This is a genomic window from Pedobacter sp., from assembly GCF_035317785.1.
Classification (GTDB): Bacteria; Bacteroidota; Bacteroidia; order Sphingobacteriales; family Sphingobacteriaceae; genus Pedobacter.
In genome coordinates, this window is record NZ_DATHGC010000097.1 from 16,374 (window position 1) to 38,123 (window position 21,750).

The window sequence follows — 21,750 nt, forward strand, 5'->3', positions numbered from 1 at the left end:
TGTTATACTTTAGTCAGGCTCAGGTCCCAGTCCTTCCATACAGGGTCGTAGCCCTGATCGGAGATCATTTGAGCAATTTCAGGTGCGCTTCTTTCGTCAGAGATCTCAAATTGTTCCAGTGATTGCGGTTCAACTGCATATCCACCCGGATTTGTTTTAGAACCTGCACTTATAGAAGTGATGCCTAATTTTATAATATTATTTCTGAAAGATACGGATTCACGGGTAGAAATGGACAATTCTATCTCCTGATTGAAAATCCGATAAGCGCAGATCAATTGAACAAGTTCCCTGTCATTCATGATTACTTTGGGTTCCAGTCCGCCGCTAAAAGGACGCAGTCTTGGAAAGGAAATGCTGTATTTACTTTGCCAGTAGCGCTTTTCGAGATAAGAGAGGTGTAAGGCCGTAAAGAAAGAATCGGTACGCCAGTCTTCCAGACCAATCAGCACACCCAAACCTATTTTATGTATCCCGGCTTGTCCGAGTCTGTCCGGCGTTTCCAACCGGTATTGAAAGTTTGATTTTTTACCTTTCGGGTGGTGTTTTTTATAATCTTCCTCGTGATAAGTTTCCTGATAAACCAGCACTGTATTTAACCCGTAGGGGGTAAGTTCCTGATAGTCCTCGAGATCGAGCGGCTGGACTTCCATGGAGATGTGGGCGAAATGAGGCTTTATCAGGTCAAGAACTTTCTTAAAATAGTCAGTGTGAACCGATTGATTGGCTTCCCCTGTGACCAGTAAAACATGATCATAGCCCATGCTTTTTATCGCAGCTACCTCCTCCATAATCTCTATTGCAGATAAGGTTTTGCGGCGCACTTTGTTTTCATAACTGAACCCGCAATAGGTACAAATGTTATTGCATTCATTAGATAAATACATCGGCACGTACATCTGGATTACTTTCCCGAAGCGCTTTTGGGTCAATTGCTGACTGATCTGCGCCATTTGTTCCAGATAAGGTGCTGCGGCAGGAGAGATGAGTGCCTTAAAATCTTCCAGTGACCGCGACCCAGCATTCAATGCCTGTTCCACGTCTTTGCTGGTCTTGCTATGGATGCTTTGGCTGATCTCCTGCCAGTCATATTGTCGGAATATATCAGTAAAACCACTCATTCCCATATCAGTAAATTTGTTCATCAAGAAAAGAAGTGAGCGGACTACTTGCTACAGCTTCAGAATGCACAGCGCCAAGCCTGGCTTCAAAAGCCATCCTGCCCGCTTCAACCGCGATCTTAAATGCTTTCGCCATTTTTACCGGATCACCTGCTACAGCGATAGCTGTATTTACCAGAACCGCATCAGCACCAATTTCCATAGCCCATGCTGCATCAGAGGGCGAGCCAATACCCGCGTCAATGATCACCGGAACATTGCTTTGACCGATGATGATTTCCAGGAAATCAATGGTTTTGAGCCCTTTGTTGCTTCCTATAGGAGATCCGAGCGGCATCACAGCAGACGTGCCTGCATCCTCCAAACGTTTACAGAGGATAGGATCTGCATGGATGTAGGGTAAGACCACAAAACCCAGCTTAGCCAGCTCTTCTGTAGCCAGTAAGGTTTCTATAGGATCAGGCATCAGGTATTTAGGATCCGGATGTATTTCCAGCTTGATCCAATTGGTTTCCAGTGCTTCTCTTGCCATTTGCGCTGCAAAAACCGCTTCTTTTGCATTGCGGACACCAGAAGTGTTCGGCAATAAGTTAATGTGCGGATGTCTTAATTTCAATAAAATATCATCTTCATCATTCTTCAGATCCACGCGTTTTAAAGCCACCGTGACCAGCTCAGAAGCCGATGCCACCAGGGCAGCTTCCATTTCCGCTGATGAGCTGAATTTCCCCGTTCCGGTAAATAACCTCGAATGAAAAATTTTATCTGCTATTTTTAGCATAACTATAAGTTTATAGGATGTAAAATCTGTAATTCTTCTTGTATAGCGCTGATCTGTTCCGCCAGATCCCCGCGATTGGTCAGCGCACCGGAAACAGCTACGCCATATATACCCGTGTTCATCAGCAATGAAACATCTGCCTGTTCAATACCACCAATTGCAATTATTGGGATTCTGATCCCTGCCTGCGCAGCTCGTTTTATCATACTTTCATAACCTTGTAAACCAATTATCGGACTTAAATTCTGTTTAGTACTCGTAAACCGATAAGGACCTAAGCCAATGTAGTCTGCTCCTTCCGCGACTCTTTGTACAATGTGTTCAAAAGTGTTGGCTGTGCCGCCAATGATCACTTTGTTGCCAACAATAACCCTCGCTTCCACAATCGGCATATCCTGCAGTCCCAGATGTACCCCATACGCACCTGCCTGAGCCGCTATATGCGGGTGGTCATTTACGATTAGCCTGGCTCCATAATCAACACATAAAGCATTGGCTTTAATGGCAAACTCCAGGATATCAGTTTCCGGCTGATTCTTAATTCTCAGCTGGATCCATTTCCCCCCCGCATCCAATACCTCCATAATGGCATCCAAATGCGTGCCTCCCTGTGAATTTTGTGATATATAATGTAATTTATCGATCATAACTGTGGTAACCTAAAAGGGTGCTGTTACTATTTAAAAAGTCCTCTATATATATTTTGCCATGTTTGCAAGCATCGTTTAATGTATGACCCAGGGCAAGATTTGCAGTGATCGCTGCAGATAATACACAGCCCGATCCGTGTTTCTGACGGTCGCTTACAAATCTCGGTTTTAGCTCAAAGACATCAGTATTTTCAAAAAGCAGGTCTGTTCCGATAGCCATGATGTTATGACCGCCTTTCAGGAGAACAGGGCAGTGGGCGGCCAAAAGACCAGCAGTCTCTTCCGCAGTTTCTGCACTGCCCATACTTAGCATCTCGCTGTAATTCGGAGTGATCAGATCAATGTACCGTAAAACCGAATTCAACTGCGTCATACTCCATTGATGGAATTGAAAACCAGCACTGGCTTTTAAAACCGGGTCCAGAATAATCTTTATATCTTCATTCTGTGCCCTGATAAAAAATAATACCTGCAGCAGAACCTCAATATCTTTGATCAGTCCAATCTTGCAGGCAGAGATTCTGAACTTTGCAAACAAAGGCTCAAGTTGTGTGATGATCTGTTCTGCGTTGATCCATTCACAGCTTATAAAATGATCATCGGTCTGCACCGTCAATGCCGAACATACTCCAAATCCGTAAACCTGATGCTGCTCAAAACACTTCACATCAGCAAGTATACCAGCACCGCCGCTGGGGTCAAACCCAGCTATACTAATTACATATGGTCTTTCACCCAACATTTTACCTGTTTAAAATTGTCAATTGCTTTCAGAGGATCATTCCAGATCCAGCCCAGCATAGCTGCACCGTCAAAACCCATTCGTTTCATTCTTGCAATGGTATTCAATCCAATTCCGCCGAGTGCGATCACTTTGGTGTATTTTGACTCCTGGTTTTCAGACGTTTGGTTAAGCTTAAAGTCATCACCGGAGATGCCTTTGTAACCTGATTTTGAATAACTGTCGAATACTGGTCCCAGAAATGCATAGTCAAAATCCTTCAGGGTTTCAATGTCCTCAACATAATGAACGGATGTACTTAATATTTTGCTTTTATAGCCATCAGGCAATGCATTTGCCGGAAGCTCTTTTCTAAGTTTCTCCGAAAAATGCAATCGGCTAGTCCCATAGTCATACCTTAGCTCATGAAATTGATGGAGGGTAACCCGGTCATGATATTGCGCATCAATCCGGGTTAAAATATCCCTGCATTCTTTTATGCCCCATTCCGGCTTTCTCAGGTGAAAAATTTCCAGCCCATTGTCAAACAGTTCATTGATTAATTTATACTCCTCCTTAAAACCCACCGGACTGGAAACGATCATCAATTGCATGTCCTTGTTTATAAGTATATCTCGCTGCCTTTTTCAGCAAACTCCCTGGACTTTTCTTCCATTCCTTTTGCCAAAGCACTTTCTTCTTCCAAACCTTGCTTAGCCGCATATTCCCGTACATCCTGCGTGATCTTCATAGAACAGAAGTTTGGTCCGCACATCGAGCAGAAATGTGCGATCTTGGCACCATCCGCAGGAAGCGTTTCATCATGGAACTCTTTTGCAGTATCAGGATCCAGGGACAAATTAAACTGGTCTTCCCAGCGGAACTCAAATCTCGCTTTACTCAGTGCATTGTCCCTGTATTGTGCGCCGGGATGCCCTTTAGCCAGATCCGCTGCATGTGCTGCGATCTTATAAGTGATCACGCCATCCTTCACATCTTTCTTATTTGGCAGACCCAGATGCTCCTTAGGCGTCACATAACACAGCATCGCAGTACCATACCAGCCGATCATTGCAGCGCCAATGGCCGAGGTGATGTGGTCATAACCAGGTGCAATATCAGTGGTTAACGGCCCTAAAGTATAAAAAGGTGCTTCTGCACAATGCTCCAGCTGTTTCTCCATATTCTCCTTGATCAGGTGCATAGGCACATGTCCGGGACCTTCAATAATCGTCTGTACATCGTGTTTCCAGGCAATCTTTGTCAGTTCACCCAGTGTTTCCAGTTCAGCAAACTGCGCCGCATCATTGGCATCCGCAATGCTTCCCGGCCTTAGTCCATCACCCAGCGAAAAAGAAACATCGTAAGCCTTCATGATCTCGCAGATCTCCTCAAAATGAGTATACAGAAAGTTTTCCTGATGATGTGCCAGGCACCATTTAGCCATGATCGAACCCCCACGGGATACAATACCTGTGACCCTTTTTGCGGTGAGCGGGATATACCTCAGTAACACTCCTGCATGAATGGTGAAATAATCCACACCCTGCTCTGCCTGTTCGATCAAAGTATCCCTGAACAGTTCCCAGGTGAGGTTTTCTGCTTTCCCATTTACCTTTTCCAATGCCTGGTAAATAGGAACCGTACCAATTGGCACAGGGGAGTTGCGGATAATCCATTCACGGGTCTCATGAATGTTTTTTCCGGTAGACAAGTCCATTATGGTATCCGCACCCCATCTGCATGCCCAGACTGCCTTTTCCACTTCCTCTTCAATAGAAGAGGTTACAGCTGAATTGCCGATATTGGCATTGATCTTGACCAGGAAATTACGCCCGATGATCATAGGTTCCAGCTCCGGATGATTGATGTTACACGGAATGACCGCCCGGCCTGCGGCCACTTCAGAACGCACAAATTCAGGAGTGATGTAACCCTTAGGCGTATTGGCTCCAAAACTGTTGCCTTTGTGCTGGTGTAGCATCGGGTCAATTTCAGCTGACTTCATATCAGCATTCAACAAATCTATCCGCTGGTTTTCACGGATCGCAATGTATTCCATTTCCGCAGTGATGATGCCTTTTTTCGCATAGTGCATCTGCGAAACATTGGCTCCCTGTATGGCTTTGTAAGGTTTACTGACATAGGCAAACCTCAGCGTGTTAAGTGTGTTGTCGGCCAGCCTGAGCTGACCATAATCAGAAGTAATATGGTCAAGCTGTTCCACATCATTTCTGTCTGTGATCCATTTTTCCCTGAGCCTTGGTAAACCTTTTTTTACATCAATATCAGCATCAACATCAGTATACGGCCCACTAGTGTCATATATGGTCACCGGCGCATTGAGCTCCGTAAGACCAAAACCATTGTGAATCTTCGTGTCAGATAAACTGACCTCGCGCATAGCGACTTCAATATCATGCAGTTGTCCTTTTACCCATATCTTTTTAGATGCCGGGAAGGGGCTGCGGCTAATGACATGTTCCTGGGGGATTTTTTCTTGTTTCATATGTTAATTTTTGGGATAAGCCGGTCTTGAAAAGGAAATATTGAAATGAAGTGGATGAATGGTTCACCCACCCTGAGTTGCCTTAATGAGCATCACCTGGTCGCCATCTTTCAAGAGATGATTACTCCAGTTGGATTTGGTAATGATGGTTTGATTGATGGCCACAGCAATGCCTTTTGCATCGCCTGAAAGCAAAATAACAAGCATTTGCTCAACTGAACAGGTTTCCTTTAGCTGATGATTTTGATGATTTACAGTGATTTCCATTTTAGCTTTTATTTTGCTTTGGAAAACTGTAGGGAGTACCCATAACGGGTCGAAAAGACAGCAAACAGATTTGCTTCTACTTTTCCCTTCGGCAGTACTAACTGCATCAGGTTCAAAGGGTATTTCTCAGCACAAGGGCACCCCTAAAGTTTTTTGTAAAGCTATATTATTTTATTTTGAAATGCAAATAAGGCGTACAGAACAAGATTAACTCTCTTATGAATTGCCGTGTTCACTTATTCCCTTGGGAAATTTGTCCGCGATCAGATTTAAGTTGATGCCATGTTCCATATAGGCCTTCAAGCCATCTACAACAGTAGTAAAACCCCCGCTGGCCCCATTGATCTCTGCCAGCAGCGCATCGCCTGTAGTTTTAAATCCATATTGCGTAATGGTAATATAAGTGGCATTATTCCCTAAAGTCCTAAATTCAAAATCAACAGTTGTTTGATATTGGTCCCATTGAACTGATATTTTTCGATCTGGCAAAACCTCTCTGACAAACACCTGGCTCGAAATATTGTACATCTCCCATTCCCAGGTAATTGTCTTGCCCTCTTCCAGTTTTCCGCTTCCTTTTGTAAACCAGAAATTTTTAGTGATTTCGGGATCAATAAAAGCATTAAATACCTCCGATGCAGGTCTTCTGATCAGCATTTGCACTTCAACATGAGGATTTTCCATTTCAGTCACGATTATATTACATATGTTTAGCCAAGTGGTTAATTAAATATAAGTAACCATTTGGTTATATGAAAATGTTTATTGATTTTCATGATCAGCCCTTCCATTTTCCCGTTTTCTTAAGATACCTGATACTTAAATAGTAAATCACCAACAACACCATCAGCGTTAGGAAAATAGTATTCCTAAGATCAGTATCGCCATATATCAGCCAGGGATATTTAAGAAAGAGGATTACAATTATTCCTGCCATCCACACGGTCTGTGTATTGTATTCCTTTAGCAGCCACCTCTTTCCGTTAAAATTCATACCGGAAATGGTGCTGCCGATGCCTCTTAAATTGATAAACCATCGGCTCACCCGACTGCAATAAACGTCAAATTGCTGACCGAATTTATTACGAAGAAAATTCTCTTCCGCAATAACAATGGCCTGATAAATAAATAAAAAAGCCGGGATAAAAATCAAAATAAACAGCAGCGAATTGATCAATATCCCTACACCAAGCAGCATCAGGATATTTCCCACATACAGCGGATTTCGGCAATGCGCGAAAACACCCTCCACCACAAGGTCCTCCGCATATACTTTCTTGTTTTTTCCACCCCGCACAATATAAGCAAGGGCGATCGTTATGCCCCGGATGAGCTGACCAGAAACCGTTATGACCAAACCCAGGATAAGTGGGTACAAGTAATAAGACGACCCGAAAACAGCTTCATTGAAAATGTTTGGAGAAGGAATGAATAGAGCGAGATACAGGAAAATAAAAAGAAAGTTTCTGTACTTGAAGAAAAAATTGCCAATTGTCAGCATCTTAGTTTTTTATAGAAATAAAGCCTGAAAAGTTATACCATTTGAAAAATGTTTCCGTATGTGAAAATCCTGCTTCTCTCAGCATTTTCATGTTTTCACTGAGCTTGTAGGGGATCAGTACATTCTCCAAAGCCTCTCTTTTTTGGGCAATCTCCATTTCGCTATAATTGTTGCGCCTTTTGTAGTCGTAATAATATTTAATAAAATTCCGGTTAAACAGACTGTCTTCGGCAAGAATCTTTTCAGAAATAATCAGCACACCACCGCTGACAAGACCATCATATATTTTTTTGATCAGGTTCTCACGGTATAACGGTCGGACAAATTGCAGTGTGAGACAAAGAATTACTACCGATGCATTCTCAATCTTCACATCCTCATGAAGGTCAGCAATCACCAGTTCATACGGTCTTTTAAAGTTTTCCTGCCGCAGTTTAACCTCGCATTTCTTTAACATTTCTTCCGAATCGTCAACTCCCGTAAACCTGATGCTTTCATCAACCAGGGGGTTCAGGCCGACCATGGTAGTTCCGGTAGAGCAGCCCAGGTCTACTACATTTGTTCCCGGGAGCGCATGTTCAGCAGCCAGTTCAATGATCATCCGCTGGATCTCACCATAAAAAGGCACCGATCGCTCTACCATATCATCAAAAGCATTGGCCACAGTCGCTCCAAATTTAAAATCTGAAGGTTTTTTTATTTCCTCGCTGAATACATTGTCCAGATGCTTATCGTCTTTCATGGTATATTGTTTAGCACTGATTATATTAATTCACAATATGATCAGCTAATTCTTCCGTCACAATCAAGGTTACGCGTTAAATCTGTAGAGATTTTGAATTGTAGAAACACTAACAACACTTTATTTTCCCGTTTGTTCAATCTACACAAAAAATACAACATTGTAAGTTTTCTTTAATAGGCCAGAAGGCGTCCGCACGCGATTATTGCCACCCAAAGCGAGATCGAGACCAGTGCAGATATTTTTGCAGCCGCCGACAGTTCCTTGTTATGAGGATTTTCAGGATGGTGCGGCGGTTTGAACAGCATCCTGTGAAACACGAGTACATTAATAGCCGCCAACACCAGCAGGATCATTTTCAGCCAAAATGTTGGATCTATGCCAAGTGTTTTTGAATTGGTCATGAACAGCAATATTCCTGAAGGAACGATTAGCAGCAATCCTCTTTGCGACCAAGGTAATAAATGCCCGGATAACGCTTTTAAGGGCAGATTTTTGGCGAACCCCAATAGCCGAAGGTCAAACAGGAAGGCCCCGCCAACAAGGATCACGATGCCCACAATATGTACAATCTCCAGGGCAGGGTAAAGCCATAACGACTGGCGTATAGAAGCGGCAAGAGCTGTATTTTCCAGCCAGGAAAAAAAGTCTGTCAGGGTCTGAGGCAAATTAACGCAATTCGTATTTAACGGTATCTACATAGATCCGTTCAGCCCGCATTTCTTCTTTTTTCGTTTTATGTGGATAAGCGACCAGTCTTACAGGTGTTCCTTTTTTGATCATATCAGCTGTCAAGCCACGGTCCGTCATGCGTGAAGTAGGTGCAAGGTATACCAGCCACAATTTTCCCTTATATTTAACTTTCGCCAGTGCATGCGGATTTTCATATACAGATTCCTCAATCGTACTTTTAAAATCCAGGACTTTCTTTTGATCATAATCGGCCCAGCCGTGATGAAAGAAGGTAAAGGAAAGGCAAAGCAAACAGACCATTGCCAGTGAAATTTGTTTTAAGTAGTTCATATTCAATAGGTTTTATGTGTTAAATCTAATCAAATATTTCCTCAGATCAAAGGAATACAGCTTTTCTAACATGCAAAGGCTAAATTTTGTTTAATGTTATCCTTATCTTCGTTTTAAAAAAACACTACATCTCAACAGCTTATGAATGAAACAGAATATTTACAGTTCTGCAAAAAACAGGTTAACGGGCCGTTAAATGAAGAAGACCTCGTCACCATGCTGACTGCATGGGGTGCCATCAACTACTCACTGGGTTATAAAAATGCTTTGACAGACAATAACATTGAATCCAAAGGCGATAACACAGGTTCAGCAGACCCCGCTATTTAACTTGTTGTATTCTATTTCTTACCCATTCCCAGTATAAAAGCAACAGCCCAGCCACCTATAGCTGCGATCACCGTCATTGCCGCAATATCAGCCAAAAGTGTGTTGAGCGTAAAAATGGTGCTGGTTGAATACATGGCCATATCTATATATATGGAGACAAGCAACCCCACTATCGCACCTCTTGCGGCGCCCTGTGCCGGTGTAATTCCGATACTCCATCGGCCAAACAGAATTGCAAAAAAGAAACCCCAGGCCAGGTTTGCGACCACCATCGCCCACATTTCCATCGGATCTTTGTGCATTCCGGCCGCTCCGGGCCCCGCGTTGGTCATCATAAAATCCATCAGCAGGATACCATAAACGAGCCATCCCAGAAGGAAGAATACCACACCACCGGCTATGCCGGCAATTAAAATTTTGTTTGAGTTCATACTAGTTTTGTTTAAATGAATTTGGTTACTATCTAAGTTATTGATAAATAGTTATATAACAAAGTAAATTGACGCGGCTACTGATTACCAATGGCTTTGTACAGGGGCTGCCGTTGGAATCCCGGATTTGGTTCCTATCTTTAATAGAAATCACTAAAACCATGAAATCCCCTAAATACTTAATTCTCATTCTCTTTTTTTGCTCCTGTAGCATGTTTGGTGCCGGAACACACGGGTCTATACAAAGGTATCGTTACACCACAAGCAAAGATAATCTTGCCAGTGCAGTGGCAACAGTGATTAAAGAGAATGATCAAATCACACTTGATCTGATAAAAGGTCATTACAATGACGAAATCAATTACTTTACCCTATTCATAAAATCCGGAAAAGATAAATACGGTTATGTATTAAGATATTATGGAGATCAGAAATCCTGGAATGAATCCTCAAGTGCAGAAATATTTCTCTGCTATGCCCGCATCAACGGAGTCGGAGGAAAGGAAGGTCTATTAACTCTACGTCCACTCTTACTGTTTTTTAAATCCAGTTTGTAAGTTTGCTGTGCAGGCGCAAAAAACCCGGCCATCGCAAGTAGAAAAAGAATAAAGCATTTGTTTTTCATCTGTTTATAATGTTTTGTTATTTGTGATGAAGCTATCATGATCTAATCACCCTCTGTGTAATTTGAGAGATCATGATGGTTTCATCGTCTGTGAATTAAGCTGTAAACTTAATCAGCGCTTAAAAAGTTCCTGTGATGATTATTGCAAATAAAATTGTAAACTTTGTAAAATCAAACAGCACGCATATGGCCAGATATATAATCCCCGCATTTTTATTGTTTATCGGTGTGATCTGTGCAGCTTTTGCACTTCCAGGTCACAATGATTTTGATCTGGCCAAACAGGAAATACTCCTCAGAAAGATCGGCCACGAAATACTTTTGCACTCCGGAGACAGTACATCGAGAGTGCTGCCGGTAAAAAAGATATCCGGTGGTGAATACCAGATTACGTTTGCAAATGAATTTACTTTCCAGACGGACACTCTGGTTGAGATTGTCAGGCGTTCACTGTCAAAAGATAAACTGGCGGATAATTATGTCCTCAGCGTGCTGGATTGCTCTGGGAAAGATATTGTTTTCGGCTATGCCGTTTTTAAGAATGAAAAGGATGATGTGGGTGCCTGTTCAGGGAGAAAACAAATTAAAAGCTGCTACCGGATCAACCTTAAATTTCAGCCTGCAGGTATCACGGCATCACAGAAGGGATTGTTGCTGGGCGGGCTGCCTTTTTTAGGTGTGCTTGGTTTGCTGATCACCAGATCTGTACAGTTAAAGAAAAAGCAGACTTTATTTGTTGCTGATAATGATAATAGTGGTAATATCGAAGCATACTTCAGGCTTGGAAGCACGCTTTTCGATGCCAATAGACACCAGCTGGAATTTTCAGGTCAGACAGTTGAACTAACCCAAAAGGAAAACGCGTTACTTTTGATATTCGCCAGATCTCCAAATGCGGTAATCGAAAGAGCAAGACTACAAAAGGAAATATGGGAAGATGAAGGTGTAATCGTTGGCCGCAGTTTGGATATGTTCATCTCCAAACTGAGAAAGAAGCTGGAGCCGGATGTGTCTGTATGCCTGATAAATATACATGGGAAAGGGTATAAGCTAGAGATACACCAGGATTAAAATGATGCATTCTATAGAGGTTTTAGAAAAACAACGAAAGATTCTTTTAGATCTGGGCAATGACATCACCCGTGTAAGAGAAAAAAATGACCTCATTACCCTGTTTTCAAAACGGATCAAGGACCTGTTTTACTTTACCCACACTATTATTACCCTTATCGATCTACAGGATGACAGCTACAAACCCTTTCTTCTGGACCATGAATTTTCGCCGATAAAAAACCACGAAGATTATGAACTGCTGGTAGATTCCCGGTTTTCTTTAAACGAGCCCTTTATCAGATCAGTACTTGCTACAGACCAACCAGCACTATTCCAGCTGGAGGATGTCTTGAACCACCCTCAAAGCCCAATATTCCTTCGTGCCAATCATGAAAAAGGGGTAAAAGAAGTATTGATGATGAAATTGATGAATGCAGATAAACCGATCGGCTTTATCCACATCTATTCAGACCGGGAAGACAGCTTTACACAAGAATTCAGGGATATCATCAAACGCATATCGCCACAGCTGTCCAGTGCTGTATCCAACATCATCAAGAACGAAGAGATCAAAAAGAAGGAAAACGAGAAGTCTTTTCTGCTGGATTTCAGCAATGACATGACCTCCGTACGCACAAAGGAAGACCTGGACAGCGTAGTAAGGTCCGCCCTGCGCAAGCTCACACCCGACGGTGGATACGTGATCAGAAAAATAAACGAAGATGGCCTCACCATGAGCGCCTATGTTCACGATACCGGAATGGCAACAGCAGATCAGGCCTTATTGCAGGACGTACTGTCTGCTAAATTTCCGATTGATGATGGCCTGCAGAACAGGGTATTGGAAAGTCATATACCGCTGCTGTTCAGCGTGAGCAGAGAAGCAGAACGCGGCATTCAATCAAAATACCTTGATCTGTGGCAAAACATGGGTTTTAAAACCATGGTCGGTATCGCCCTGCGCAACAGAAATGCCAATATCGGGCTGTTATGGCTGAGCATTGATGAAATCAATATTCCTATATTGCAGGGAATCTGCGCGCAGATCGCAGTAGCGATGAGCAACATCATGGCCAATGAAGAAGTACTGAGAAAGCAACAGGAACAATCTTTCCTGCTGGACTTCTCCAATGACATTGCTGGCATCATGACCAAGGCTGACCTGGAATCAGCTGTCACTAAAGTGCTGCAGCGGCTGCTGAATACCAAGCTTGCCATGCTGCGGCTCATCGACGACGACGGGCATCACCTGAGTCCGTATATGTTCGACAAAAGCCTGTTTAAAGGTATAGTCAGTGATTTTGACAAGCTTTCCGATCAAAAAATAACAGTGAATGAACATTATACAGCGAGGTTGCTGAAAAGTGAGGATGCACTCGTACTGAACGTCGAAGAAGAGCTGCAGAGCGGCAACGATCAATATGCAGCACTCTGGGAAAAAACGGGTTTCAAAAACATGTACGCCGCAACACTGAAGGTGGCGGATAGAACCCTGGGCACGATTTGGATACTTGCTGATCACATCAGCGCACCCCTGTTTAAAGGCATATGCGCACAAATTTCTACGGCCATCTCCAATATTAAGGCCAATGAAAAAATACTGGAGTACAGGAAACGTCTCGAAGATGAAAATGATTACCTCAAAGAGCAGATCAGAACCATTTACAACTTCTCTGAGCTCATAGGCAGCGGCCAACAAATGCAGCAGGTTTACCGCCTGATCTCACTTGTTGCCGAGAGCAATTCCACTGTCCTGATCCTGGGAGAAACCGGCACCGGCAAGGAACTGATCGCCCGTGCCGTACACAACGCCTCGCCACGCAAAGATAAACTGATGATCAAAGTGAATTGTGCGGCCATGCCGGCCAATCTGATAGAAAGCGAATTGTTTGGCCATGAACGCGGTGCCTTTACCGGTGCCGTGGAACGCCGGATCGGTAAGTTTGAGCTGGCCAATAACAGTACATTGTTTCTTGATGAAATTGGTGAAATGCCGCTTGAAGCACAAGTTAAACTACTTAGGGTATTGCAGGAAAAGGAAATGGAAAGAGTAGGCGGGAAGGCAACCATAAAACTAAATGTGAGGGTCATCGCCGCAACTAACCGCAATCTTGGAGAAGAAGTAAAAGCGGGCCGCTTCAGGTCCGATTTGTATTACCGCCTCAACGTGTTTCCGATCATAATTCCCCCTTTAAGGGACCGGCTGGAAGATATTGAGGCCCTGACCGATTTTTTCCTGACCAAATATGGCAAGAATACAGGGAGGAAAGTAACCCGGATCACTCCAAAGGTACTGCAGCAATTGCGGAGTTATTTATGGCCTGGTAATGTCAGGGAGTTAGAGCATGTGCTGGAGCGCAGTGTTTTACTGGCCACAGACCATATAGTAAAGGAAGTTTATTTACCAGGCAATACAGCCGATGCCACTCAAGTCTCGGAAATACACGCCAACCGTTCATTGGAAGCCGTCGAACGCACCTATATTATTGAAGTGCTGAAACGGTGCAGCGGAAAGATCTCCGGCACCGGGGGTGCGGCAGAAATACTGGATATACCAGGCAATACGCTGCATTCAAAAATAAAGAAGCTCCAGATCCGTAAAGCAGATTACTTTACCAATTAAAGATTCTTTATTTAATTCACTTTTAACCAAAGTTGTCTTTGAGGTATCAATATCGTCATTGCGAGGTACGAAGCAATCTCATCTTTTAACCCGTATTGAGATTGCTTCGTACCTCGCAATGACGCCGCCTACTTAAATGAGACACCCGCTGCAATGACACCGCCGCCACAATTACGTTATGAATTTCCCTTAATAAAGGGACACTTTAAGTGTTTTCACTAAATACAGTGAAAAAATGCAATGATTCTAAATACATAAACAACTGATAATTAATGAATTAAATCATTGGCATCAAAATGGGCTATTGCCATGCAATTCACATTTTAATAAATCATTTAAAAAACTAAAACAATGAAAATCGTAATCATCGGCGGCACAGGACTTGTAGGTACAAAAGTAGCAGGTAAACTTCGCCAGCTTGGGCATACAGTAATCGCAGGCTCACCATCTACAGGCATCAATTCCATTACAGGTGAAGGACTTGCAGAAGCAATGAACGGAACAGACATCGTGATCGATCTTTCCAATTCTCCGTCTTTTGAAGATGGACCAGTCCTGGAATTCTTTGAAACCTCGGGCTGCAACCTGATGGCCGCAGAAACAAATGCCGGAGTAAAGCATCATTTAGCGGTTTCAATTGTAGGCGTAGACCGCATGCAGGATCTGGGCTATATGCGTGCTAAAATGGCGCAGGAAAACCTGATCAGACAATCCGGAATACCTTACACCCTCATCCGCAGTACCCAATTTTTAGAATTCATCCCCTCACTTGCCGGCGCTGCTACACAGGGCAGCGAAGTCCATGTGTCTGACGTAGAATTCCAGCCGATTGCCGCAGAGGACGTGGCCACATTTGTAGCTGATCTTGCATTGGCAACTCCCGCCAAAGGTATTGTAGAGATCGCCGGTCCTGAGCGTCATACCCAGAGCGAATTTATCGCGGCTTATCTCAGGGAAAAGGACAACAGCAAGAATGTAGTTACCAACAAAAAAAGTGAATACTTCGGCGGACCTATTCCCCATGATGGCCTGGTACCTCAAGGCGAGGCGAAACTGGGTGCTATTGATCTAAAGCAGTGGCTTGCGGCACAGTAAGCCACAATATTGATCTGCATTTTGTCCACAGCCTCCTCTAATGGGTATAAAACGTTTAAATTTTTTAGGGTGTACCCATTTACCCATTCTGGATTGCCTTTATTGATGAAAAGGTAAATAAGACATGGACGACAAGTAGACAGATGACCAAATGAAACCATTAACGCTCTCATTTTTAATACTTTTCATTTTTAGTCTTTCTGCATTTATCTGGCATGACGGGCCAATAGACCGGCTCATTGCCGAACTTGGGCAGTGGGCAACGACCCACCCGCAGGAGAAGGTTTATCTGCACACCGACAGGCCCCACTATGCCATAGGCGATACCATCTGGTTCAAGGCCTACGTCACAATCGGCGGACAACATCATTTATCGGCCAAAAGCGGATCGCTCTACGTTGAGCTTGTCAATGAAAAGGATTCTGTGACCCAGCTGCTTAAACTACCGTTAAATGCAGGCATGACCAAGGGTTGTTTTGCCCTGACCGATGAAATGGGAGAAGGAAACTACCGGCTCAGGGCCTACACCCAATGGATGCGCAATGCCGGGCCTGAGTATTTCTATGATAAAATATTTGTAGTCAGGCCGGAAGAAAGCGAACCTGTATTCGGATCGATCAAGCTGAATTTTGCACGGCAGTCACAGGGAGAAAGCATTGTTGAGGCGGTAATTAAATATACAGACTCTACGGGTTATCCGCTATCGGGTATGCCCCTCAAATACAATTTGAGAAAGGATTATAAAACACTATATAAGGGTCAGGGTGTAACCGATGAAGAGGGTGTGTTTCGGGCAGAGTTTAAAGGGCTTCCGCCGGAAGCTGTTGCAATGAGTCACCTGGTTACCAGACTTGATCTCGAGGACGGGAACACAGTGACCAAGACATTTCCGGTTAAGATGCAGTCAAACGAGGCCGAAATTCAGTTTTTTCCCGAAGGAGGCCAGCTCTTGTGTGGCGCTGCCCAACGGATTGCCTATAAAGTTACAGGAACTGACGGCCTCGGCATCCCTGTTTCAGGCCGGCTTGCCGGTGCGGACGGGAAGCAGCCCACGGAATTCAAAAGCAATCAGTTTGGCATGGGCTGCATCAAAACCGAAGTGGATTGCAATCGGGTCAGCCCGGTAACCTTTACGCTTGCCGATGGGAGCAAAATAACCCGGCAACTTCCGGCTTCGCAACCTTATGGACATTCCCTCTCGGTAGCCTACCATCCCGAGGCTTTTCGGGCTACCATATCCGTCAGACAAGTGTTACCGAATGCGGCTTATGCACAAAACCTTTATCTGCTGGTACAGTCCGGTGGGGTTGCTTATTATGCAACCGAGGTTTCCATGTCAGATGATGTCGCCAGTCTGGATGTCTCCATTAAGGGAATGCCCAGCGGAATTGCACAGTTCACTCTTTTTGCCACCACCGGGGAACCTTTGGCGGAACGCATTATTTTTGTGCAGCACGATGACCAGATGAAAGTCTCCCTGGAAACAGATAAGGCAGAATACCAGGACCGTGAAATGGTCAGTCTGGAGCTGGCAACCGAAGCTTCCGGAGATCAATATCCTCCTGCAGACTTTTCGATAGCCGTGTTTAGTGAGGACGCAGTCCCTTCAGAAGCCACACATGAGACCACGATTTTTTCCCAGCTGCTGCTCAGTTCTGACATCAGAGGTTACATAGAGCAGCCCAATTACTATTTTCATCAGCCAACACCCGATACCCGAAAAAACCTGGATATCCTGATGATGACACAAGGATACAGGCGTTTCAGCTGGCGAAACCTGAACTCAGGAAAGACGGAACCGGCTTATTTTCCGGCTGAAAACCTTGGTGTTAAAGTGAGCGGAAAATTGGCTGGTCTCTGGCATCAGAAAATTCCCTTTGGAAAGGTCTTTCTGGTTAACAATAATCTTGGGATTGTACTGGCCGACACCACCGACGAAAACGGCCGCTTCAGTTTTAATGATCTGGTCATTACTGAAGGATTGCGTTTTTCTGTAATTGGCCGTAAGAAAGATGACGGGACAAGGCTCGAGGTTTTGCTCGACAAATATGGCAATCAGCTGCTGACACCGAATGTGAACATTGCCGATCTGCTAACCGATTTCAGTAAGAAAGTGCCGTTAAAACCGAAAAAGCTAGGCAAGGAAGAGGAAGCTCAGCTGAGAGCGCGTCTGAGTTCGGCCAACTTACTGAAGGAAGTCAGGATCAGGGCAAAGCAACGCGAACCGGGCCTGAGCGCTCTAAAAGGGTACATCACAGAAACCATTATCTTTAATGCCCAGGATTCCGGTAAAACCATAGTAAAGGCAATTAATGACAGGGCATTGGAAAATCTGAAATTCGTTGCTCAGGCCAGCAGGACTTTTGTGAGTAGCAATTCAAACGAACAAGGTAAGGGATACTTTAAAGTCAGAGACTGGAAGGCCTTTATGGGCCAGCAGCAAATGTCTATTTTGATCAACGACCGGTATTATGATCCTGATGCCATTAACGACATCCTCGACTGGGATGTAGAAGACGTCATTAAGGTAGATATCGTCCGTGCAACTGCCCCGGTAAGGCCAACAGTCCTTATTTATACCCGTACCAACTATGTGTATAATCCCATTAACCCCTCAGACCCACACTCACCCTCAAAATGGGCTCCGGATATGATCAATATTTTTCCACGGGGCTATGACCGGGTAAAGGAATTCTACATCCCGGCGTACGATAGCCCTGATCAGAAAAATAGCAAAACAGATTTCCGGAAAACCATTTACTGGAACCCTTCCGTAAAGGTCAGGAACGGCGAAGCGCAAGTGAGTTTTTTTAATGGCGACCGAAAGGGAAGATACAAGATTGTTGCAGAAGGCATCAATTCCAAAGGCCAGCTGGGCCGCCAGATCATGTATTATACCATACGCTGATTCGTCATTTATTGTAAATACCGGTTCAATCATTGACATCAGGCCTTGGTACTGCCATGCGCTGTCTGGTTTAATTTTGTGATTAATCTTTTTCCGATCTTTAGCCAGCCTTTGTTCATGATGAGGTAAGGCAGGTAATTTTTAAATCCTTTGAACCCATTGTGTTCCAACTGCAGTACGGTGCCTCCATCAGCAAGACTAAGTGTCCAGATGACCATAGAGTCAAGTTTAGGGATGTCCCTGGACATGCCACCCTGCCAGGAGTATACCAGTTTTTTAAAAGGAACGATCTCCAGTACTTCGCAGTAAACAGTGCCGTCAAAGCCCAGGTTGATTTTGGGTTTGGTCCTGAACTGAAATTTATGACTCAGTTCAAGCTTAAAATTACTGGGCATCAGCCACAAGGCTAAAAGTTCCGGATCTGTTAAATATTCCCAAACGACCTCAGGGGAGTGGGAAAAAAAGAATTGATGTTTGACGTCTCTTTGCATAATGAGTAACCTTTGAGTTACTCAAATATAAGTAACTTATGGGTTACTTATATTATTTTTTGTATTTTTTTATTGCGATAGGACAGTAGTGGAGTTTAGCTTGGTATAAGAAGTTTTTATTTTGTCCAGGAAAAATGATTACTTTTATCATACGAATGATTTCGTATATTAGTGTTGATATCCTCATTCAATGAAAAATACACTCTTCCTCATGCTAATATTGCTCATTAGCTATTGCTGTTTCGCGCAGGAAGGCGACGCCACATGGAAAAACATCACCTTGCAGAAAAGCGACAACCCAATGAAGTCAATGATTGACTCCGCGGTTGATCACTTCGTCCTAAACTATATGAAGGAAGGGAAGCGGGTTGGTATTTCCCTGGGAGTTAATTACAACGGGAAACAGTTTATCTACAATTACGGCGAAACCAGTCCCGGCTCCGGGATACTGCCCAGCGACAAATCAATATACGAGATCGGTTCCATTACCAAGACATTTACCGGCCTTCTGATGGCTCATGCCATAACTAAGGGACGCATCTCGGTAAACGACGACATCAGAAAGTTTTTGACCGGCAGTTTTCCCAACCTGCAATACCCCAATGGTGACCCGGTTAAAATCGCTTACCTGCTGGCTCATACTGCGCAGTTTCCGAACAGTTTTGATAATCTGCCAAGCCCACCAATCAATGAAAAGACGTTTCTTGATGCGCTTCATGAAATTAAGCTGGATTCGCTCAAGTCATTCCGGTATCAATATTCCAATGTTGGTTATCAGCTATTGGGCCTTATCCTCGAAAAGGTATACAAAAAATCTTATACAGACCTCATTAGTCAATACATTACCAGGCCTCTGGGTATGCCGCACACCAAACTGACATATAGTGCTGATGAAGAAAGCTTATTACTAAAGGGTTATGGAGCCAATAGAGAACCTGTCAGTTCAATGCAGGCGATCTTGCCCGCCGCCGGAAGCCTGCATTCTTCTGTGAGGGATATGCTCAAATACCTGCATTACCAAAATCAGGAAAAGACAGCAGCAATCAGGTTGACGCACCGGATCATTTTTGGCGATATTGACAAGGAAGCCTATGGCTTCCAATGGGCGATCGGCAAGAACTGGGGCTGGGACCAATATCTCAGAATAGATGGCGGCACAACAGGATACCGTACTTTCTGTGTGATGTATCCGCTTCACAATGTCAGCATTGTGCTCCTGTCCAATCAAAAAGATGATTCGGCAGGAGCGGGGCTTTACAAAGTGGCTACGGGTATTTATGGTTCCTTGAAATCAGCAATGAAGGTTAAGTCTGCTTTTTAGTCATTAGCCTATGGATAGTACCTGCGTTAACCCCACAAACACATCAGACCCATATCGCATGCGAGTCCCACTCGGGGTTGACCCGGTCTAAAGGCTGTCAAACCCGGTTGTGTTTCGATTGGGTTCCGTTAAGTATTTGGATTTGTGGTTACAGCAGACAGAAAAGATAAAATAAAAGAATCTGGAAATCGGAAAATGCCTATCTTAATGTCAATGAAAAAGCTCTTATGAAATCATACTTTGCATTCAATCCTGAAATCTATAACTTCTGGCCAATCTATGAAGCCATAAAGATTTATTATCCAATCGGCATCCGATATGCTTACTCCTCTTTATACACAGAATACGAGGGGCAGAAGAAGTTTGGCGCACTCCTGGTCGACAACTTCCATAATATGGATAACTTCAAAGCACGCTATGAAAGTTTTACCACCAAACTTCAGGAACAGTTCGGATTGGAAGTACAGGGTACTTCCTATGGCCAGCAGCCTGCTTTCAGTTTTGATATGATCCTCGAAAAGACCGAACTGCCGGAACTGACAAAGATTAAAAGGTTATCTGTTGCGGTAAGCCTGCTGGGCGATTTTTATGCCATCTATGGCATAGATGAAACCATGCTGAAAGAAGGAGGGGACCCGTATCCGTACAAGTACCACGCTGTTAACGCAATTACCACGTCTCCCTACAGGGAATTTGAAGAACACTTTCTGAAACTAAAGCAGTTGATTCTGGAACGGTATCCTAACCACAGGCAAATTCCTTTTTCAATACTCACTACTTATATTGAGGGAGTTTACAACCGTTATAATGAGACGAATGAAAGCACGATTTATAATGCGTTATTCAATCAGCAGTTAAAGGCCGGTTACCCATACAACATCAGGGGTGACCATAATTACGGTTTTAATGAATGGAGGGAAAAGGGGATTACTGATGCTGATCTGCCGGTAGTAACCGTCTCAGCACCGCCGCCAACTCCGACAGTACAGGACAGTTAAATTTCAGATCTGTGTAAATTTGACAGCATCGAACAATACCAAATGTAGATCTATATGTCAAATATTGCAGCAACTCAAAATCTGTATACTCATTTACATTATTCTGTATTTTTTATATGTCTTTTTCTCGGTTTTTCCCCGAAACTCCTCATGGCCGGATTATCGTGGATATCGAAGGCCAGAAAATGAGCCTGGTGGTGCCAAAGGGTACTGTTGCAGTGTGGAATGGAAAGCGGTTTACCGGACCTCAGAAGGTAGTACAGAACATAGAATGAGGATGGGTATAGCAGATCTACAACTTCTTTATTTCATCAATACTAAGTTCAGTCAGTTCCTGGATCTCCTCAAGAGAAGCACCTTTATTTTTCAACTTAGTAGCCACGGTTACTGCTTTTTCATGAGCACCTTTTTCCTCGCCGATAGCCCTTCCTTTTTCTTCGCCCATCTCCTTTGCTGTTTCCAGGACACTGTAATAGTCCCATCTTTGTTTAGTTTTAGCGCTTATCATATTCTTTTCGGTTTTAGTTAAATTCATATACCTGGCTGCTTCGCAAAATTCC

The 21,750-nt window shown here is 43.7% G+C and carries 24 protein-coding genes and 1 riboswitch; of the genes, 9 read left to right on the forward strand and 15 right to left on the reverse strand.

Annotation, left to right across the window (positions count from 1 at the left end; all coding sequences use genetic code 11):
* Positions 1–2: 2 nt before the first annotated feature.
* From thiH to VK541_RS05935, 12 genes are all read right to left on the reverse strand, one after another.
* Positions 3–1,121: a 2-iminoacetate synthase ThiH gene (gene thiH / locus VK541_RS05880; RefSeq protein WP_324367907.1), complete on the reverse strand. Its 1,119-nt coding sequence runs from the start codon at positions 1,119–1,121 to the stop codon at positions 3–5.
* A 7-nt stretch (positions 1,122–1,128) separates the two neighbouring features.
* Positions 1,129–1,902 carry a thiazole synthase gene (locus VK541_RS05885; protein WP_324367865.1) on the reverse strand — a complete coding sequence of 258 codons (774 nt, stop codon included), beginning with the start codon at positions 1,900–1,902 and terminating at the stop codon, positions 1,129–1,131.
* A gap of 2 nt (positions 1,903–1,904) precedes the next feature.
* Positions 1,905–2,549, reverse strand: a complete 645-nt coding sequence (locus tag VK541_RS05890) for a thiamine phosphate synthase (protein ID WP_324367867.1) — start codon at positions 2,547–2,549, stop codon at positions 1,905–1,907.
* Positions 2,539–3,294 carry a hydroxymethylpyrimidine/phosphomethylpyrimidine kinase gene (locus tag VK541_RS05895; protein WP_324367868.1) on the reverse strand — a complete coding sequence of 252 codons (756 nt, stop codon included), beginning with the start codon at positions 3,292–3,294 and terminating at the stop codon, positions 2,539–2,541. The genes VK541_RS05890 and VK541_RS05895 overlap by 11 nt, the downstream gene beginning before the upstream one ends.
* Positions 3,270–3,887: a thiamine phosphate synthase gene (locus VK541_RS05900; RefSeq protein ID WP_324367870.1), complete on the reverse strand. Its 618-nt coding sequence runs from the start codon at positions 3,885–3,887 to the stop codon at positions 3,270–3,272. Before VK541_RS05900 ends, VK541_RS05895 begins: the two co-directional genes overlap by 25 nt.
* 8 nt (positions 3,888–3,895) lie before the next feature.
* Positions 3,896–5,782: a phosphomethylpyrimidine synthase ThiC gene (thiC, locus tag VK541_RS05905; protein ID WP_324367871.1), complete on the reverse strand. Its 1,887-nt coding sequence runs from the start codon at positions 5,780–5,782 to the stop codon at positions 3,896–3,898.
* A 63-nt stretch (positions 5,783–5,845) separates the two neighbouring features.
* Positions 5,846–6,049 carry a sulfur carrier protein ThiS gene (thiS, locus tag VK541_RS05910; protein ID WP_324367873.1) on the reverse strand — a complete coding sequence of 68 codons (204 nt, stop codon included), beginning with the start codon at positions 6,047–6,049 and terminating at the stop codon, positions 5,846–5,848.
* Positions 6,050–6,115: 66 nt separating this feature from the next.
* Positions 6,116–6,204: riboswitch (TPP riboswitch) on the reverse strand.
* Between the two features lie 61 nt (positions 6,205–6,265).
* Positions 6,266–6,733, reverse strand: coding sequence for an SRPBCC family protein (locus tag VK541_RS05915; protein WP_324367875.1), 468 nt, complete (start codon positions 6,731–6,733; stop codon positions 6,266–6,268).
* A gap of 94 nt (positions 6,734–6,827) precedes the next feature.
* Positions 6,828–7,550, reverse strand: coding sequence for an isoprenylcysteine carboxylmethyltransferase family protein (locus tag VK541_RS05920; protein ID WP_324367876.1), 723 nt, complete (start codon positions 7,548–7,550; stop codon positions 6,828–6,830).
* Position 7,551: 1 nt separating this feature from the next.
* Positions 7,552–8,292: a carboxy-S-adenosyl-L-methionine synthase CmoA gene (gene cmoA / locus VK541_RS05925; RefSeq protein WP_324367878.1), complete on the reverse strand. Its 741-nt coding sequence runs from the start codon at positions 8,290–8,292 to the stop codon at positions 7,552–7,554.
* Between the two features lie 173 nt (positions 8,293–8,465).
* Entirely contained in the window at positions 8,466–8,960 is a 495-nt protein-coding gene (locus VK541_RS05930; RefSeq protein ID WP_324367881.1) for a DUF6644 family protein, read from the reverse strand.
* Position 8,961: 1 nt separating this feature from the next.
* The gene (locus tag VK541_RS05935) at positions 8,962–9,315 is read right to left on the reverse strand and encodes a DUF6152 family protein (protein ID WP_324367883.1); all 354 of its coding nucleotides are present in this window, start codon (positions 9,313–9,315) and stop codon (positions 8,962–8,964) included.
* Between the two features lie 141 nt (positions 9,316–9,456).
* Between VK541_RS05935 and VK541_RS05940 the strand changes: the two genes are divergently transcribed.
* Positions 9,457–9,645, forward strand: a complete 189-nt coding sequence (locus VK541_RS05940; RefSeq protein ID WP_324367885.1) for a hypothetical protein — start codon at positions 9,457–9,459, stop codon at positions 9,643–9,645.
* Between the two features lie 11 nt (positions 9,646–9,656).
* On the opposite strand, the gene VK541_RS05945 is transcribed toward VK541_RS05940, so the two are convergent.
* Positions 9,657–10,076 (reverse strand): hypothetical protein, encoded by a 420-nt coding sequence (locus VK541_RS05945; protein WP_324367887.1) that lies wholly within the window; start codon positions 10,074–10,076, stop codon positions 9,657–9,659.
* Positions 10,077–10,237: 161 nt separating this feature from the next.
* On the opposite strand from VK541_RS05945, the gene VK541_RS05950 reads away from it, so the two are divergent.
* From VK541_RS05950 to VK541_RS05970, 5 genes are all read left to right on the forward strand, one after another.
* A complete protein-coding gene (locus VK541_RS05950; protein WP_324367889.1) occupies positions 10,238–10,633 on the forward strand; it encodes a hypothetical protein in 396 nt (131 codons plus the stop codon).
* 254 nt (positions 10,634–10,887) lie between these two features.
* Entirely contained in the window at positions 10,888–11,772 is an 885-nt protein-coding gene (locus VK541_RS05955) for a winged helix-turn-helix domain-containing protein (RefSeq protein WP_324367891.1), read from the forward strand.
* A 1-nt stretch (position 11,773) separates the two neighbouring features.
* A complete protein-coding gene (locus tag VK541_RS05960; protein WP_324367893.1) occupies positions 11,774–14,377 on the forward strand; it encodes a sigma 54-interacting transcriptional regulator in 2,604 nt (867 codons plus the stop codon).
* A gap of 351 nt (positions 14,378–14,728) precedes the next feature.
* On the forward strand, positions 14,729–15,472 hold the full coding sequence (locus tag VK541_RS05965) for an SDR family oxidoreductase (protein WP_324367895.1): 744 nt from the start codon (positions 14,729–14,731) through the stop codon (positions 15,470–15,472).
* Positions 15,473–15,623: 151 nt separating this feature from the next.
* The gene (locus tag VK541_RS05970) at positions 15,624–18,380 is read left to right on the forward strand and encodes a hypothetical protein (protein ID WP_324367897.1); all 2,757 of its coding nucleotides are present in this window, start codon (positions 15,624–15,626) and stop codon (positions 18,378–18,380) included.
* A gap of 38 nt (positions 18,381–18,418) precedes the next feature.
* Here the strand turns inward: VK541_RS05970 and VK541_RS05975 are convergent, their stop codons facing one another.
* A complete protein-coding gene (locus VK541_RS05975; RefSeq protein WP_324367899.1) occupies positions 18,419–18,871 on the reverse strand; it encodes an SRPBCC domain-containing protein in 453 nt (150 codons plus the stop codon).
* 190 nt (positions 18,872–19,061) lie between these two features.
* On the opposite strand from VK541_RS05975, the gene VK541_RS05980 reads away from it, so the two are divergent.
* The 3 genes from VK541_RS05980 (at position 19,062) to VK541_RS05990 (ending at position 21,465) form a co-directional block, all read left to right on the forward strand.
* On the forward strand, positions 19,062–20,192 hold the full coding sequence (locus tag VK541_RS05980) for a serine hydrolase domain-containing protein (protein ID WP_324367901.1): 1,131 nt from the start codon (positions 19,062–19,064) through the stop codon (positions 20,190–20,192).
* A gap of 227 nt (positions 20,193–20,419) precedes the next feature.
* The gene (locus tag VK541_RS05985) at positions 20,420–21,190 is read left to right on the forward strand and encodes a hypothetical protein (RefSeq protein WP_324367903.1); all 771 of its coding nucleotides are present in this window, start codon (positions 20,420–20,422) and stop codon (positions 21,188–21,190) included.
* Between the two features lie 116 nt (positions 21,191–21,306).
* Entirely contained in the window at positions 21,307–21,465 is a 159-nt protein-coding gene (locus tag VK541_RS05990; protein WP_324367905.1) for a hypothetical protein, read from the forward strand.
* Positions 21,466–21,482: 17 nt separating this feature from the next.
* Here VK541_RS05990 and VK541_RS05995 read toward each other — a convergent pair.
* The coding region (locus VK541_RS05995) for a hypothetical protein (protein ID WP_414692607.1) at positions 21,483–21,750 on the reverse strand (268 nt) is incomplete at its 5' end.

Coding starts and splice junctions, on each gene's coding strand:
- thiH (WP_324367907.1), bottom strand. CDS start 1,121: ATGAGTGGTTTTACTGATATATTCCGACAATATGACTGGCAGGAGATC.
- VK541_RS05885 (WP_324367865.1), bottom strand. CDS start 1,902: ATGCTAAAAATAGCAGATAAAATTTTTCATTCGAGGTTATTTACCGGA.
- VK541_RS05890 (WP_324367867.1), bottom strand. CDS start 2,549: ATGATCGATAAATTACATTATATATCACAAAATTCACAGGGAGGCACG.
- VK541_RS05895 (WP_324367868.1), bottom strand. CDS start 3,294: ATGTTGGGTGAAAGACCATATGTAATTAGTATAGCTGGGTTTGACCCC.
- VK541_RS05900 (WP_324367870.1), bottom strand. CDS start 3,887: ATGCAATTGATGATCGTTTCCAGTCCGGTGGGTTTTAAGGAGGAGTAT.
- thiC (WP_324367871.1), bottom strand. CDS start 5,782: ATGAAACAAGAAAAAATCCCCCAGGAACATGTCATTAGCCGCAGCCCC.
- thiS (WP_324367873.1), bottom strand. CDS start 6,049: ATGGAAATCACTGTAAATCATCAAAATCATCAGCTAAAGGAAACCTGT.
- VK541_RS05915 (WP_324367875.1), bottom strand. CDS start 6,733: ATGGAAAATCCTCATGTTGAAGTGCAAATGCTGATCAGAAGACCTGCA.
- VK541_RS05920 (WP_324367876.1), bottom strand. CDS start 7,550: ATGCTGACAATTGGCAATTTTTTCTTCAAGTACAGAAACTTTCTTTTT.
- cmoA (WP_324367878.1), bottom strand. CDS start 8,292: ATGAAAGACGATAAGCATCTGGACAATGTATTCAGCGAGGAAATAAAA.
- VK541_RS05935 (WP_324367883.1), bottom strand. CDS start 9,315: ATGAACTACTTAAAACAAATTTCACTGGCAATGGTCTGTTTGCTTTGC.
- VK541_RS05940 (WP_324367885.1), top strand. CDS start 9,457: ATGAATGAAACAGAATATTTACAGTTCTGCAAAAAACAGGTTAACGGG.
- VK541_RS05945 (WP_324367887.1), bottom strand. CDS start 10,076: ATGAACTCAAACAAAATTTTAATTGCCGGCATAGCCGGTGGTGTGGTA.
- VK541_RS05950 (WP_324367889.1), top strand. CDS start 10,238: ATGAAATCCCCTAAATACTTAATTCTCATTCTCTTTTTTTGCTCCTGT.
- VK541_RS05955 (WP_324367891.1), top strand. CDS start 10,888: ATGGCCAGATATATAATCCCCGCATTTTTATTGTTTATCGGTGTGATC.
- VK541_RS05960 (WP_324367893.1), top strand. CDS start 11,774: ATGATGCATTCTATAGAGGTTTTAGAAAAACAACGAAAGATTCTTTTA.
- VK541_RS05965 (WP_324367895.1), top strand. CDS start 14,729: ATGAAAATCGTAATCATCGGCGGCACAGGACTTGTAGGTACAAAAGTA.
- VK541_RS05970 (WP_324367897.1), top strand. CDS start 15,624: ATGAAACCATTAACGCTCTCATTTTTAATACTTTTCATTTTTAGTCTT.
- VK541_RS05975 (WP_324367899.1), bottom strand. CDS start 18,871: ATGCAAAGAGACGTCAAACATCAATTCTTTTTTTCCCACTCCCCTGAG.
- VK541_RS05980 (WP_324367901.1), top strand. CDS start 19,062: ATGAAAAATACACTCTTCCTCATGCTAATATTGCTCATTAGCTATTGC.
- VK541_RS05985 (WP_324367903.1), top strand. CDS start 20,420: ATGAAATCATACTTTGCATTCAATCCTGAAATCTATAACTTCTGGCCA.
- VK541_RS05990 (WP_324367905.1), top strand. CDS start 21,307: ATGTCTTTTTCTCGGTTTTTCCCCGAAACTCCTCATGGCCGGATTATC.